11 protein-coding genes are annotated in these 15,299 nt (G+C 61.0%); 8 read left to right on the top strand and 3 right to left on the bottom strand.

What is annotated here, in order from left to right:
- The first annotated feature begins 664 nt into the window (after nucleotides 1-664).
- The 3 genes from HYT87_20145 to HYT87_20135 are packed head-to-tail and all read left to right on the top strand — an operon-like array spanning nucleotide 665 to nucleotide 2,518.
- On the top strand, nucleotides 665-856 hold the full coding sequence (locus tag HYT87_20145; protein ID MBI2062032.1) for a hypothetical protein: 192 nt from the start codon (nucleotides 665-667) through the stop codon (nucleotides 854-856).
- A gap of 16 nt (nucleotides 857-872) precedes the next feature.
- Nucleotides 873-2,165 carry a recombinase family protein gene (locus HYT87_20140; protein MBI2062031.1) on the top strand — a complete coding sequence of 431 codons (1,293 nt, stop codon included), beginning with the start codon at nucleotides 873-875 and terminating at the stop codon, nucleotides 2,163-2,165.
- Nucleotides 2,114-2,518 carry a hypothetical protein gene (locus HYT87_20135; protein ID MBI2062030.1) on the top strand — a complete coding sequence of 135 codons (405 nt, stop codon included), beginning with the start codon at nucleotides 2,114-2,116 and terminating at the stop codon, nucleotides 2,516-2,518. Before HYT87_20140 ends, HYT87_20135 begins: the two co-directional genes overlap by 52 nt.
- 68 nt (nucleotides 2,519-2,586) lie before the next feature.
- Here HYT87_20135 and smc read toward each other — a convergent pair whose 3' ends face one another.
- A complete protein-coding gene (smc, locus tag HYT87_20130) occupies nucleotides 2,587-6,171 on the bottom strand; it encodes a chromosome segregation protein SMC (protein MBI2062029.1) in 3,585 nt (1,194 codons plus the stop codon).
- Between the two features lie 195 nt (nucleotides 6,172-6,366).
- Between smc and HYT87_20125 the strand changes: the two genes are divergently transcribed.
- The 5 genes from HYT87_20125 to HYT87_20105 all read left to right on the top strand — a co-directional run bounded on the left by HYT87_20125 (nucleotide 6,367) and on the right by HYT87_20105 (nucleotide 12,026).
- Nucleotides 6,367-7,239: an NAD(+)/NADH kinase gene (locus tag HYT87_20125; GenBank protein ID MBI2062028.1), complete on the top strand. Its 873-nt coding sequence runs from the start codon at nucleotides 6,367-6,369 to the stop codon at nucleotides 7,237-7,239.
- 161 nt (nucleotides 7,240-7,400) lie between these two features.
- On the top strand, nucleotides 7,401-9,098 hold the full coding sequence (recN, locus tag HYT87_20120; protein MBI2062027.1) for a DNA repair protein RecN: 1,698 nt from the start codon (nucleotides 7,401-7,403) through the stop codon (nucleotides 9,096-9,098).
- A 153-nt stretch (nucleotides 9,099-9,251) separates the two neighbouring features.
- Entirely contained in the window at nucleotides 9,252-9,704 is a 453-nt protein-coding gene (locus HYT87_20115; GenBank protein ID MBI2062026.1) for an N-acetyltransferase, read from the top strand.
- Nucleotides 9,705-9,706: 2 nt separating this feature from the next.
- Nucleotides 9,707-11,065 carry a TldD/PmbA family protein gene (locus HYT87_20110; GenBank protein MBI2062025.1) on the top strand — a complete coding sequence of 453 codons (1,359 nt, stop codon included), beginning with the start codon at nucleotides 9,707-9,709 and terminating at the stop codon, nucleotides 11,063-11,065.
- Between the two features lie 136 nt (nucleotides 11,066-11,201).
- Nucleotides 11,202-12,026, top strand: coding sequence for a serine/threonine-protein phosphatase (locus HYT87_20105; GenBank protein MBI2062024.1), 825 nt, complete (start codon nucleotides 11,202-11,204; stop codon nucleotides 12,024-12,026).
- A gap of 107 nt (nucleotides 12,027-12,133) precedes the next feature.
- Here HYT87_20105 and HYT87_20100 read toward each other — a convergent pair whose 3' ends face one another.
- Together HYT87_20100 and HYT87_20095 are read right to left on the bottom strand one after the other, a co-directional pair.
- Nucleotides 12,134-14,122 carry a hypothetical protein gene (locus HYT87_20100; protein ID MBI2062023.1) on the bottom strand — a complete coding sequence of 663 codons (1,989 nt, stop codon included), beginning with the start codon at nucleotides 14,120-14,122 and terminating at the stop codon, nucleotides 12,134-12,136.
- A gap of 44 nt (nucleotides 14,123-14,166) precedes the next feature.
- The gene (locus HYT87_20095) at nucleotides 14,167-15,048 is read right to left on the bottom strand and encodes a deoxyribonuclease IV (protein ID MBI2062022.1); all 882 of its coding nucleotides are present in this window, start codon (nucleotides 15,046-15,048) and stop codon (nucleotides 14,167-14,169) included.
- Nucleotides 15,049-15,299: the final 251 nt, after the last annotated feature.

Genomic DNA, 15,299 nt, shown 5'->3' with positions numbered 1-15,299 from the left:
CGGGCACGCGCCGCGTCAACCGAATCGTTCTGGCCATGAACCCTCCTTGTTGAGGAGAGCATAGCAGATATGGAGAATATGTTAAAGTACATTAGTGGGAATATTTAGGTCCCACCCGCGGCGTGTCCCGTCGATTACGGAATCTGCGGCGCCCCCAGGAACGGCCAAAAGGCCCCAAGTCTTTAGCACCTCAATCAGAAACTCCACTTGTCGTCTGGTCGGCCTCACGTCAGGGTTGTATCCGGGACGTACAAGAGAATCAAGTCTGACGGCAGGCGGCGCGTGGCCGACCGTCGTAACCACCGCATCCGGATGATCAAGCCGTGAGGTAGGTACGGGCGCTTGTCCGCGGGATCAACGCCGACTGAAGGCCGCGGCCGCCGCGGATGGGTGCCAGAGTAGCGTTCCGCTCCTTTCGGGTTGAGGGCGAAATCTGCACGGGATCGAAACATACCTTGAGTTTGAAATCTTAGAGCCTTTTCACACGGTCCGTCCTCGGCTCCGGCAAGTTGGAGGGTCATGAGAGGTTTCCGGAGCGTCCTGCTCTGTTCTGACGAGCTTGTGGGTGACGTTTTCGTTGTGGGTACGAACGGATCGTCCGTGTCCGATCTTCTCCAGAAACCTTGGTGGAGGGATCAAGCGGGGGGACGAGAGGGACGATGCCATGAAGAAGAGATCCCACGCATGGAGAATCGAGATCGAGAAGGTGCCGTGTCGCGACGAGGTCGAGAGACTGGGGCGAGTGTTTCAGCTTCTTCGGAGCCCGCCGATTGCGCGGACTTTACCGAGTCCGGAAACAGAAGACCCGGCTGCGCGGGTGGAATCGGAAGCGATCCAGAAGGCCACAGGAACATAAGATCAAGGAGGACGAGATGAAGATTGCAGCCATTTATGCGCGTGTATCGACGGACCGGCAGGAGGACGAGGCGACGATGGAGAGCCAGCTCGACGCGCTTCATCGATACGCGAGCGAGCACGAGTATCGGGTGGACGGGAGCCGCGAGTACACCGATGTGTTCACGGGGTCCCGTCTGGACCGTCCGGGTTTGGAGCGGCTGAGGGACGACGTGTACGAGGGGAAGCTGGAGGCGATTCTGGCCTATGCCCCCGACCGACTCGCCCGGCAGTTTCCGTATCAGGTGATTCTCTTGGAGGAGTTTCGCCGGGCGGGTGTCGAAATCGTGTTTCTCAACCGGACCTATTCAGATCGGTCGGAGGACCAGATGCTCCTCCAGATCCAGGGCGTGTTCAGCGAGTATGAAAGAAAACTCATCGCTGAAAGAACCAGGCGTGGACGGATTTACCTGGCCCGTCAGGGTCGGATCACGAGCGGCCGTGCCCCGTACGGGTATCGGACGTGGAAGCGGGCGGAGGGAGGGGGAGGCCTGCTCAAGGTGTACGAGCCGGAGGCGGAGGTTGCGCGTGAAATCTATCGCTGGCTCGTCGAGGAGGAACTCTCGCTCGGGCGGATCGCGCATCGCTTGACCGAGCGGGCCGTTCCGACCCAGGAGGGGAAGACTCGGTGGCATGTCTCCGGTTTGACGGGGATGGTCAAGAACTCCGTGTACAAGGGGCTTCGGTACTACAACGTGCTGACGACGGTGGACACGCCCCCCGCCCGTCCGCGGGGTGCCCAGAGCTTCAAGGACCTTCGACCGGGGATCGCGAGGAGTCGCCGGAAGAGACCCCCCGCGGAATGGATTCCCGTTCCGGCTCCGGCCCTTGTGTCGGAGGAGATCTGGGAGAAGGCCCAGAAACAGATCGAGAAGAATCGAACGTGGAATCCGGGCCACGCGACCCCCGGGCGATACCTGCTCAAGAGTCTCCTCGTCTGCGGTGCGTGTGGGCGGCGCATGCACGGGCTGACCTCGACGCGCACGCCCCACTACCGACGCTATCTTTGTACCGCCCGATATCCGTCGTATCGCCCCGATCGGTGTGCGGGGGCTTCGTTGCCGCACAGCCGGTGGAAGAGCGGGTGTGGGACACGGTGCGACAGATGCTCCTCGATCCGAAGATCCTCTTGGAGCAGTACGCCCGAGGCCACGGAGAAGCATCCCAAGACCTCATCGAGGATCAGGAGATCAAGCGGCTCCACACGCGCCTACGGGCCTTGGAGCGCGAGGACCAACGTCTCATCGACGGCTACCAGGCGGGCATCCTAGCGCTGGAGGATCTCAAGCAGAGGCGCGAGTCGATTGCCGCTCATCAGACGCTCATGGAGGCGCGGCTGAAGGAAATCGAGGAGAAACAAAAAGAGCGGCAGAGGAGCTTGCACCTGGTCGAAGGTGTGGAGGTCTTCTGTAAGAATATTCACGGGGCACTCGAACGTCCGAACTTCGAGTCGAAGGTGAAGATCTTGCGCCTCGTGCTCGATCGTGTCATCGTCCAAGACGGTCAACTCGTGATCCGACATACGATCCCCCTCGGAGAGTTTCGATCCGGTAGCGATTTAGGGGCCATTCCGAAGAACGTCAACGTGAACGGCGTGGCCACACTGGGGGTGTGCCAGGACTGAATTCACGCCATGGCACTAGAAAAGAACATACCTCTCCCCCGAAAGGTTTGGGGATCGGCTTCCAGGGGCTACGCGACTTTGACGGAGACGAGTTTGGAGATGCCGTCCTCTTCCATGGTGACGCCGATGAGGGTGCCTGCGTATTTCATCGTCACTTTGTTGTGCGTGATGGCCAGGAAGGGGTTGGTTTTCCCCATCTCGCCGATGGTCTGGGCGAATCGATGGACGTTGGAATCGTCCAACGGGCCGTCCACCTCGTCGAGAATGCAGAACGGACTCGGACGAACGAGGAATAGCGAGAGCAGGAGCGAGAACGCCGTCAGGGCCCTCTCACCACCGGACAGGAGGTTGAGGCTCGCCATGGTCTTGCCGGGCATCTTGGCGTAGATATCCACGCCGCGTTCTCGCTTGGACCGCCGCGAAGCCGCCTCTTCGTCCTCGATCTCGCCTTCGGGGAGCGGCGGCGGCTCGATCAGCCGGAGTTCGCCCTTCCCCCCTCGGACCAAGCCGGCAAATACCTCAGAAAATTTCTTGCTGACCTCCTCGAAAATCTGATCAAACCGTTCGCGGCAAACCCGGTTGATCTTGGCGATCGCTTCGCGGAGCTGCTCGATCGATTTCTGAATGTCGTCCCTCTGCTCAGTCAGGAAGGTGAACCGCTGACTAAGTTCATCGTATTCCGCGAGAGACTCCATATTCACGTCACCCATTTTCGTTTTCCGATCCCGCAGTTCGGCAACCGAGGCCGTCAGCGCTTCGAGGTCCTCGGGCGGAGCCGCTTCCAGTGCCGCCAGATCCTCCACCCCCCAACGCTCTCGAGCTTCCTGGTTGGTGCGATCCATGTGCATGGCCGATGTCGCCTTTTCCACCGACAACTCCGCCACGCGCTCCTCCACCTGGCGTAGACGCTCCCGGGTGGATTTGGCGTCGGATTCCAAAGCTCCCCGGCGATCCCGGAGTTGGCGGATGGTCTCTTCCGCCTTGGCCACTTCTTCCCGCGCCATGCGGGCCTGTTCCTGGAGATCGGAAAGCCGCGATTCGGCCTCCGCGATCGCCTTGTCCAACGCGGCCACGGGTGCCGCCGATTCCCCGATCTCCGCCTCGAGCCGCTCGAAACGCTCCAAAACCTGTTCCCGCCCCCGTTCGATCTCCACCGAAGCCTTCGCCAATTGCTGATGCCGTTCGTCGAGTTGGACCTCAGTGAACGCCAGTTCGTTGATCCCTTTTTCGGTCTCGGCCAGGCCCAGGCCGGCCGCCTCGTGCTCCCGCCTCACCCCGGCGATTTTCTCCGCGAGGGCCTGCTGCTGTCCCCGGAATTGATCCAGCGATTGCTGCGCGGTGTCCAGAACGGTGGAAAGTTCACCGATGGTGCGCTGGATGCTGTCTTCCTCCTGCGAAACCGCGGCCGAACCGGAGGTCTGCATCACTCGGGCCACGCCCTCCTTCTCCGCCTGAAACCGGGCGATCTGGGCCTGGAGGTCCACCTGCGCGAGGCGTTCCTTTTCCCGCTCCGATTCCAGCTCGGTTCGCCGCGCTTCCATCAAAGGAATTTCCTCTTCGATCTGCGAAAGGGCGGACTGCATCGCCGTGAGCTGCTCGTCGATCTGTTGAAGTTTCTCCTTCCGTTCGAGCCAGGCCAGCGAGGCGGTTTCCTGTTTGGCCTGGGCGCCGCCCGCGAGCACGCCTTGCGGATGACTCACCTCGCCCCACTTCGTGACGTAGGTCGCCCTAGAGGAGGGCGGAAGCGCGAACACGTCTTCAATCCGGTCCACCACCCAGACGTGCGACAGGAGGCGCTCGGCCACGCTCTCATAGCCGGGCTTCGGTTGAATTTTTTCGATCAGACGCTCCGCGTTCTCCGGCCTCGGATCCTCCATGGGCGAGGCGCCGTTTCCGGCGGGCGCGTCCAGGGCGACGAAAAATGCCCGGCCGAGGTCTTCGGAACGAAGATAGTCCATGGCCTGCATTCCGTAGCTTCTTGTATCGGTGACGATCGCCTCCAGCAGGACGCCGAGCGAGGCTTCCACCGCCTGGCGATAGCGCTCGGGCACGTCCAACACTTCCGCCACGGTGCCTTTAATTCCGTTCCGGCCCCACTTGAGAAGAATCTGACGGGCGCCCTCATGGAAACCCGAGTACGTCTCTTGCAGCGTTTGGAGGGAGGTGCGAGTGGCGCTCAGGCGCTCGACGTCGTCCCGTTTCTGGCGGCGGTCATTGATCCGCTCGCCGTACACCCGGGAAAGGTTCCGAAGGTGCTCTTCGACGCTTTCGAGGCGACGACCATTTTCCTCCAGGAGCACCGCCGTTTTCGCGCGGAGATCTTCGATTCCCCTGGTCTGTTCCACCATCTCCTGTTCGGAGAACAAGAGCTGTTGGCGGCGGCTTTCCAGCTCCACGCGGCGCTTTTCCGTTTCATGGCGGCGCCCCTCGGCGGAAGCGACCACACGTTCGAGTTCCGCAACCTGGGCCATTCGCTCCAGGCGTTCCTGTTCGAGGCGGTCTTCCTGCTCCCGAAGTGACTGCATGCGGGCGATCAATTCCTCGCGGCGCGGGCGCCTCTCGGAGAGCTGGAGCCGGAGCCGGTTTAGATTTTCTTCCACGTCCCGGCGCTCGGCGTCCAGTTCGGCGAGCTTCCGATCCGCCGCCTCCACGTCGGCCCGAAGCGCGTCGGCCTGAGCGCGGAGCTCGCTTGTCCGGCGCTCCAACGCGGCCTTGTCCGCCCGGTGTTTCTCGATCTGCCCGCGACACTGCTCCTGGTCGATCTCCGCGCGGTGGAACTCCTCGCGGAGCCGCCGGAGGTCTTCCTCTACCTGCACTGATTCCAGTTCGATGCGCTCCCGCTCGGACTCCAGCGTGCTCAAGGAAGCGCTCAATTCATCCCGCAGCCGCTGCTCCTCCGTCTCCTCCTGCTCCACACGGTCCAGCGCGGCTCTCAGGCCCCGCCACTGGGCCTTGTACATGATCAGCTCCTTCGCCCGGAGCTCTTCGTTCAATTCTTTGAGCTTCTGAGCTTTTTTCGCCTGTCGTTCGAGGCTCCGCTTCTGGCGCTCCACCTCGGCAAGGACGTCCTCGACGCGCTGGAGATTCACCCTCGTGCGTTCCATCTTTCGCTCGGCTTCCTGCCGTTTCCGACGGAACTTCGTGATGCCGGCGGCCTCTTCCAGAAGGAGGCGCCGCTCCTCCACGTGCATGGTGATGAGCCGGGTCACATCCGATTGATCCATGATGCCGTAGGAGTACGGCGAAAGACCCGTGCCGTAGAAAAGGTCGTAGATATCCTTCAACAGGCTGGGGGTGCGGTTGATGTAGTATTCGCTTTCGCCCGATCGGTAGAGCACGCGGCGGACTTCGAACTCCTCGATTTCATGATACGGCTCGGGAAGTTCTCCCTTCTGAACGTCGAAGGTCATGGAGACGTCGGCGAAATTCATCGCCGCCTTGCCCGAGGTGCCCCCAAACACCATGTCCACCACCGATTTTCCGCGGAGTTTCTTGGCGCTTTGCTCGCCGAGACAGAAACGGATGGCGTCCACGATGTTCGTCTTGCCGCAGCCGTTTGGACCGACGATGCACGTCAATCCCTCGGGAAAGACGAACTCCGTTTTCTCCGGGAAGGACTTGAAACCCAGAAGGGTCAGCTTGCGAATTCGCATTCGCGGTAGCCTAACAAACGAGGTTCGGTTTGTAAAGCAAAAATCACTATATGGAGTGGTAGGCCGCATTGCGCTACAAGATATGGTATGCGTAACCTAAAGTAATCTTTGGGGTTTTTCGGCGGGAATGCTCGGGCGGGCGGGCCGCGCGTGGACTCCACCCCATCGATGTGCTAATTTCGCCTCCGGTTCAACGTGAAAAAAGTTTCGAATGTTGCCGTTCTGGCGAAACGGGAGCACAAGGATGCGGCCCGGGTGGTTCGTCATCTTTCAGAATGGTTGACTGACAGGAAGGTCCGCTTTTCACTCGAAGCGGGCGCCGCCGCTCTGATCGGCAAGGAAGGCATTCCCGAACGGCAACTGGTCCATCGGGACACCGACGCGCTGCTCGTCTTGGGCGGCGACGGAACGTTCCTGTGGGGAGCACGGCTCGTAAGCGACACGGGCGTTCCGGTTTTGGGCGTCAATCTCGGCAGTCTGGGATATCTCACGGAAGTTCCGCTCGACGGCGCCACGCAGGCGATGGAGCAGTTGATCGCGGGTGACTACAAGATCGCGCATCGCATGCGGCTTGAAGCGACGCTCCTTCGCGACGGGCGGACACTGCTCTCCGAGTCCGCCCTGAACGATGCCGTCATCACCAAGAGCGCGATCGCGCGGATGATCGAAATGTCGACCGAAGTGGACGGGAAGCCGGTGACGGTGTTCCGGGCGGACGGCTTGATCGTGTCCACCCCGACCGGATCGACGGCCTACTCCCTGGCCGCGGGCGGGCCGATCGTTTCCCCCACGCTGGACTGCCTCGTGCTCACACCGATCTGTCCTCATACGCTCACCAACCGCCCACTCGTCCTCCCGGCCACCTCCCGGGTGCGAATCGTATTGAACGCCAAAGACCCCTCCGACACGCAGCTCACGCTCGACGGCCAGGTCGGCTGCCCCCTGGTGAGCCAGGACGTACTCGAAGTTCACCGGGCCTCGCAGGATTTGAACGTCATCAAACTCAACCACGCCGCCCCCGATCCCTTCGAGATTCTCCGCACGAAACTCAAGTGGGGCGGTCGGTAGTTAGAGACACGAATCCGGGGACGCGGTCTGAAGCCCGCGGCTACCAAGAACCCGCACCCTGGGTAGGCGCAGGCTTTATGCCTGCGGACATTTCACGCCCCAGACCAGGGGCGGCGGACAGGTGGAGCTGTCCCGACCTGGGGTCGTAGTCGCAGCCCGCCATGCTCCGGCAACTGCGCATCAAGGATTTCGCGATCATCGACGAGGTCCAGCTCAACCTCGGCGAAGGGTTCAACGTGATCACCGGCGAAACCGGCGCCGGAAAGAGCATCATCATCGGCGCGCTCGATCTCCTCCTGGGCGCGAGGGCCCATGCCGACCTGATCCGTGCCGAGCGGGAGGAAGCCGTCCTCGAGGCGCAATTCGACACGCGCGGGATTGCGCAGGCAGCGCCCGCTTCTTCGAACGGGACCGCACTCACGATCCGACGGAAGATCACCCGCGAAGGCCGGGGCAAAGTCACGTTCAATGAAGACGGCGCCACCCTCGGCCAGCTTGAGGATCTCGGCCGCCGGCTCGTGGGAATCTACGGCCAGCACGAGTACATGGACCTCGTTCTCACGGCAAAACAGATGGCGTACCTCGATGAGTTCGGAGGACTGGAGGAAGCCGCCGAGAAACTTGAAGAGGAACGCAGGACCGTGGCCCGATTGTATGAAGAACTTCGCGATTTTGACCGCCTGGAAAAAGCCCGCAGGGAACGCATTGATCTTCTTTCCTTCCAGGTCCACGAGATCGAAGGGGCCCGCATCCGGCCGAATGAAGATCACGAATTGGAGTCCGAGCGGAACATCCTCGCCCACGCCGAAAAAATCGCCCAAGCCCTCGGGGAGGCGGACCGCGCTCTCTACTCGACCGATGGATCCGTGGTGGAGCAGGTCGGACGACACGCGGAATCCATTCGGACCCTCGGTGAAATCGATCCGCGTCTTACTCCCATGGCCGAGGGGCTGGCCTCGGCGAAATCCCTGATCCAGGACGCCGCACGCGACATCTCCTCCTACCTGGGCAGTATGGAATTCGATCCGAAGCGGCTCGAATCCGTGGAGGAGCGCCTCTATCAGCTCGATCGACTCAAGAAGAAGTACGGGCCGGATCTGGACAGCGTGTTGCGGCTGGCCGAGGAGGGGGCGAGGGAGATCGAGGAGCTTTCCAGGAAGGAAACGGACCGGGGCGCGCTGGCCAAGAGATTTGAGGCCGATTGGGAAGCCTTTGCGGTCCGCGCCGAAAAGTTCTTGAAGGAGCGCCGCAGGTTCGCGGATCGGCTGGCCCGCGAAGTGGAAGCCGGATGCGAGGAGGTGGGGCTGGCCAAAGCCCGTTTCGCCGTGACGCTCACGCCCGGTTGGATGGACCAGGACGGCAAGCCGGCGAAGGTGGACGACGCGGGAAAGTGGCTCGTCTCCGCCACGCCGACGATGACGATCGGATACGATTTTTCGGCCAACCCCGGCGAGCCCCTCCGGGACCTCAGCCGGATCGCTTCCGGCGGGGAGCGGTCCCGCATCATGCTCGTCCTCAAGAACATCTTGTCGAAAAAAAAGGAAGGTGCGACACTGATCTTCGATGAAGTCGATGCCGGAATCGGAGGCGCCGTGGCGGAAGCCGTAGGGCGAAAACTGCGCGAGCTGTCGCGTCGCCACCAGATCCTCTGCATCACGCATCTGCCGCAGATCGCCTGTTTCGGGGACGCCCATTTTCTCGTTCGCAAACGCCGCGCGGGATCGCGGACGGTTACGGAAATTGTCGAACTCGGCCGCGAGGAACGGCTCGAAGAGCTGGCCCGCATGCTCGGGGGAGAAAAAATATCGGATAAGGCGCGTGCCTACGCCGCAGAGTTGCTGCGGATAGCTCCACGCTAGCATCGACCGATCCGTTCGGATGGGAGTTTCGCCGTTCCCCGCCGTGTCGTTTGAGAAGGAATTCCTTGCCGAGTCGCAGGCCATGATCCCACCCCCTTCCTCCGAATTTGAGATTTCAAATTTGAAATGTGAGATTTTGAAGAGGGTGGTGGGATGATCCGTCCCGCCACCACCTCGGACATCCCGAAAATCCTGCGTCTCATCTCGCAGGAGGCGCAAAGGGGGGAAATCCTGCCGCGCGACGAGGAGGACATCACGAAGGACCTCCCCACCATTGTCGTGGCAACCAACCGATCGAGGAGTATGATCGGAACGTGCGCCCTCAAAATCTACTCTCCGGAGTTGTGCGAGATCCGATCGCTCGTGGTCGACGCCGGCCATCGCGGCCAGGATTGGGGCATCAAACTCGTGCGGCGCTGCCTGCGGCAGGCGCGCAAACTCGGCCTGCGCCGGGTGTTCGCACTCACCTACCGGCCCGAGTTTTTCAAGCGGACCGGATTCGCCGTGGCCGATCGTCTCAGCTTTCCACAGAAGGTGTGGAAAGACTGTGTCTACTGCTCGCGGTTTAAGGACTGCCAGGAAATCGCCGTCATCCGGGAGTTGTAACCGTGCAGGCTTTGGAAGAGGGCGCGATTGAACGGATCCTGGAAACGATCCTGATCGAATCCAGGCGCCTCAAGGCCCGCCAGTGGGAAGCCTACGTAGCCCATCTCGCGGAGCAAAGCATCGAAGTCAAAGGGCAGGAGATCCATGCGAGAGACCGTGCAGAGACGACGACCCTAGGGGTCCGCCTCCTTCTAGACGGACGCATGGGCTTTTCATATGCCACTCAACTCACGCCGGATGCCGTGCGCCGGGCGCTTCAATTTGCCGCGGGAACGGCTCGGTGCCTGGATGCGGACGAACACCATGCCTTCCCCAAGTCGACACCCGCACCACTCCCCGCGGTCAACCTGTACGACGCACACGTCCCTTCCACGCCCGATGAGGAGAAGATCAAGCTCGCGCTCGAGCTGGAAGCCTCCTCGCTCCGGGCCCACCGGGCCGTGAAGCGCGTTCGGAAGTCCGCCTACGATGAGATCTTCGGAACGGTCTATCTCGCCAATTCGAACGGACTCCAGTCGAGTTACTCGAAAACCTATTGCAGTCTGAGTCTCATGGCCGTGGCGGAGAAAGGCGGAGAATCGGAAAACGCGTGGGATTTCCAATTTTCCTCGTTTCTCCACGAACTCGACGCCGAAGCGCTCGGGAAAAAAGTCGCCCGCAAAGCCGTATCCCGACTGGGAGGCCGTGTTCCGAAAACCCGGGAGTGTCCCGTGGTCCTGGAAAACCACGTGGCCGCCGAATTTCTATCCCTCCTTGCGCCCTCGTTTCTCGTCGAGAATACGATGAAGAAGAAGTCGCTTTGGGGCGATGCGGTGGGCCGGTTGATCCTCTCGAAACATCTCACGCTGGTCGACAATGGCTTGGAAACCCGCGGGGCGAACGCGGCGCCCTTCGACGGCGAAGGCGTGCCGGCCCAGCGCTCCACGGTTGTGGAACGAGGCCTGCTTCGCACCCTCCTCTGCGACACTTACTGGGGCAACAAGAGCCGGCGCGGCTCGACGGGAAACGCGCGGCGCGGCGCGAGCCAATCTGCCCCCGTCCTCGCACCCTCCAACTTGCACGTGGAAGCCGGAACGTGGTCTCCGGACCGTCTCCATTCAGAGTGCGGAAGCGGCGTGCTCATCACGGAGGTCATCGGCCTCCACACGGCAGATCCAATTTCGGGCGAATTCTCGCTCGGCGCCGTGGGGCAGGAGATTGCGAAAGGGAAGCCCGCCGGCCCCCTTCGCGGATTCGGGATTGCGGGGAACCTGAAAACGCTTTTCAAGCACGTGGATGCCGTGGCCAACGACCTCCGATTCATGGGATCGATCGGCTCCCCCTCGCTCCTCGTCTCAAACCTTCAGATCAGCGGGAACTGACCATGACCATCCTTTCAGCACCCCCCATCCCCACCTTCCCCCTCAAGGGGGGAAGGGACGAGAGGGAGCGGCGCGAACCTTTGTTCCCCTCCCCCTCGAAGGGGGAGGGTGTGGGTGGGGGTGCAGGCCTACGACCATGATCATCCGGCATGCGGCTCGAACGGACATCGGCAACTGGCGCGAGAAGAACGAGGACTCCTTCCTCGTGAATGAGGAAATGGGTCTCTACGCCGTGGCCGACGGCATGGGCGGACACATCGGCGGGGGACTGGCGAGCCAACTCTGTGTCAAGGGGCTTCAAGACGGCCTCCTGCGACATGTGCGAGAGCGTTCGGCGGATGATCCGGAATCCACCCAGCGGCAACCGCTCTTCCACCGTCTCACCCGCGCGTTCAAAGGACCGGCCGCCCCTCGGGACGCACACGAAGTCATCCTGCGGAAGTCGATGGAGGAAGCCAACCGCATCGTTTACGAGTACGCCAAGAACAATCCGAAATACAAAGGCATGGGGACCACGCTCACATCCTTGTGGGTGGACCCGGCGAATGAGGACGGCTTGTACACCTACGTCGCCAACCTCGGAGACAGCCGCACCTACCTGGTCCGGGAGGGAGAACTCCATCTCGTAACCCAGGACCACTCGTGGGTCCAGGAGCAGGTTCGCGAGGGGCGGCTATCCAGTGTGGAGGCGGAGGCCCACTATTTGAAAAATGTGGTGACGCGATGCGTGGGGCTTGACGAGCACGTGGACGTGGATGTTTTCCAGAACGAACTGCGCGAGAAAGACCGCTACCTGCTTTGCTCGGACGGCCTGACGAATATGATCCGTGCGGACGAAATCCTGGAGGCGCTGAGCGGGGACAACCTCGACACGATGGCCGATGACCTGATCGAGCGCGCGAAGATCGCGGGTGGGATGGACAACATCACCGTTGTCCTGGTGGAGTTGACGAGACTGTAGCTCATTCAGGGGCGGTTCGACGAGGACCCCAAAAGGCCGGCTACAAGGGAGAAACGATGATTCCGTAGCGGAGCCTTCAGGCTCCGCGAAACCACTCGAGGAAACCTCTAACGGGGCGAGAACTTCTGGACCTTGCTCAGCGCACGGTCGAGGACATATAAGCTGGCCTTGGAATCCACGACCATCGTTGTGGGTTCGGAGAGCTGGGTCCTGTCCTTCGAATTCCCCACCGAGCTTGGAAGAGCCCTGACGCTGCGATCGAACTTCTGAACGCGGGCCGCGAGCTTGTCCACCACGTAGATTGAACTGCGGATGTCCACCGTCACCCCGACAGGCTTCAGGAACAGATCATCCTTTCCTTCGTTCGTCCGGGCCGGCTGCCCGACCGCCTTGTCGAGTTCATCGATCTTCTTGTCCGCATTCCGCTTGAAGTAGACCACCCGGTAGTTGCCGGGATCCGCAAAGAAAATTCGATGCGGCGTGCTGGCGGAGTCGTAGGCTACGGCCGAAGGTTCCCCCAGGAAGTTGATGGCCGTCGCCTTCCCCACAGCATCGCCGAGAGTGGGTCCGAGCTTGCGGGCGGTGTCCTGTTTCGCCGTGGTGGTTGTCGTTTCGATGTCCTTATCGTTCTTGGTCGTCGCGGTGGTTATCTTGAAATAGACGATCCGGTTGTTGAGGGTATCCACAACGTATAGGTTCCCATCCGGGTCCACGGCGATGCCGGAGGGCTGGTTGAGCTCGTCCTCGGTTGCCTTCTCAGTCGTCTTGTCGGTCCCGGTTCCATACTTGCCGAAGAGGGCGACCACCTTTCCGAGTTTGTCCAACATGACGACCCGGTGGTTCAAACTGTCCGCCACGTAAATATTTCCCTTCACATCCACCGCCAGACCCAACGGCGTGTTAAAGAGGGGTTCCTTTCCGATCTCGGTGCTTGCGCCTTTGTCGTCCACCGCGGGATCGCCCTTCTTCCCAATCATGAAGGTGGGGGCACTTCCGGTGGGATCGAATGCCACGCACGCCGTATCTTTGCTCACGGGCGTGATCGAGGACGTAAATTTCTTGATGCGATGGTTGGCGGAATCCGCGACGTAGATGCAATCAAATTGATCCACGGCGATTCCCCACGGCTGAGTAAAACACTCGGCCTCCGTGCACTCCGATCCCGGCTGGGCCAGCTTGCCCTTCGAGATGGACAAATCATACACCGCCGCGTCGAATCCGGTCCCGAAGCCCCACATCACAGCGTTGCTTGTCCGTTTCTTGCCGCTGCTGTTCGTCACGGTAATGGTCAGCGCGCCTTTGAGGTCCTCTTCCTTCTTTCCTGCGGAGAGCTCAGGCAGAATGAGGGTGAATTCCGAGTCGCCCTTGCCGTCGGCATATTTGATGTCCTCCGTGACCGGAATCTTGTTGAACATGACAACCAGAGTGCCCTCATCAGCCTTGAAGTTCAGCCCCGATACCGTGATGGTCGTACCGTCAGTTTTCGTGCCCGCTGGATCGACGGTGGTCGGACGCCCTACTTCCGGAGAGACGGAAAAAATGAGGGGGTTGTACACCACGGCGTATTCACCGGGGCCGGTCACTTCGCCCGTGATCTGATCCACATCCAGGCGGGGAGGACCGGAATCCTTCACGAGGTCGAACCCTCCCTCAAGATTCCTTTTTCCAATCCGAAGCCCTTCTTCGCTGAGAGCCAGCTCGAGCTTCTGTTCCTCCGTGAGCTTGTCAAGTTCCTCTCCGTACCCCAGGATGAGACCTGCCTTCTTGCCGGCGACGAACTTGAGCGACTCCGGAAGTACCTTGTAGGTCGCTTCCGCAGACAGCCCCGGGTCTTCCTCGTCCGATTTCTCGATCGAAATCTCCACTGCCTCTTCCAGTGCGCCTGCGGGGATAGAGAGCTCAAATAGCAGCTTCTTTGCGCCGTTGATCTCGGGCTCGTATTTGAGAGTGCATTCAATGTCTGGTTGGCACTTTTGGGTGATGACCGTTTTCGCCCCGCCCCCTCCTCCGCCTCCGCAGGACGCGATGAGGAGCGGCAACGCGGCGAGGGCGCCGAGTCGAAATGAGATCTCGCGGGGATTCCCACAGGTTTTCATAGAAGTACGCATTCTGGCTACGCTACTCGTGCGATGCCGCAAAGTCAAGCCGATTTGGGGTTGATCCTGAGGCCTCGAAGCACCTCCAGATCCTCCTTGAACGTTCGGCGGTTTTCGCGGACTGGAGTTTCCAATACTCCGCCCAAGTGGGCGAACCGCTCGTCGTTCATCAGCCATCGGAATGGATCGAGACCGATATGACCGAGCCCGATGTGCTCGTGACGATCCACGCGGGAATCGAGTGGCTTCTTCGAATCGTTCAAGTGGAAGGCCTTGAGCCACTTTAGGCCGACGATTCGCTCGAACTCCTGGAACACGCGGTGATACCCCTCGCTCGTGCGGATGTCGTAACCCGATGTGAACAGATGGCATGTATCGAGACACACCCCCATACGGTCTTCATTATTCACAAGGTCTAGGATCCGCCGCAGGTGTTCGAATCGATATCCCACCGTGCTGCCCTGGCCTGCCGTGTTTTCGAGAAGAATGCGAACGCGGTGGCCTGACGTTTCCTGGATGGCTTTCGTGATGCTCTCCGCGATGCGCTCCAGCGCGACTTCTTCCCCCTCCCCCATGTGCGCGCCGGGATGCATGACCAGATTGGGGATCGAGAGGGCTTCGGCCCGAACCAGTTCGTCCTTGAACGCGCGCATCGAAGCGGCGTGGATGCGTTTCTTCGGCGAGCCGAGGTTGATGAGGTAGGAATCGTGAACAAGGAACGGCCGGGCGGTGGATCGCGCCACGGCATTCTCCCATTCGGACACGTCTTCGGGGTTCAGCTTGGGCGCCGACCACTGGCGCGAGCTGCGGGTGAAGATTTGGATGACCTCGCAGGAATCCTCCTCCCCCCTCACGCAGGCCGAATGAAATCCGTCGGCGATCGATTCATGCGCGCCAAGGAGGAGGTGCGAATGGGGATTGCTCATCGGCCGAGTCTATCGATGTTGACCTCGAAACTCCAGAACCATCGAGCGTTGCGTAAACACTTTTCCGAGGCCACCCCTCGATCCAAATACCTTCCCCTTTCCCTCCACCCGCTGCACCCTCCCCATCCCTTCTTCGCCCTCCCCTTGTAGCGGAGCCTTAACCTGAATCCGGCGTGAATTTGGCTTTTCCGGGGGCTGCCGTGGGGGTATGTTTTCGAGGTTTCTTTTTCATCGATTGTCAGGCGTGCGAC

This window comes from Nitrospirota bacterium, from assembly GCA_016180645.1.
GTDB lineage: Bacteria > JACPQY01 > JACPQY01 > JACPQY01 > JACPQY01 > JACPAV01.
This window is presented reverse-complemented; position numbering and strand designations above follow the sequence as displayed.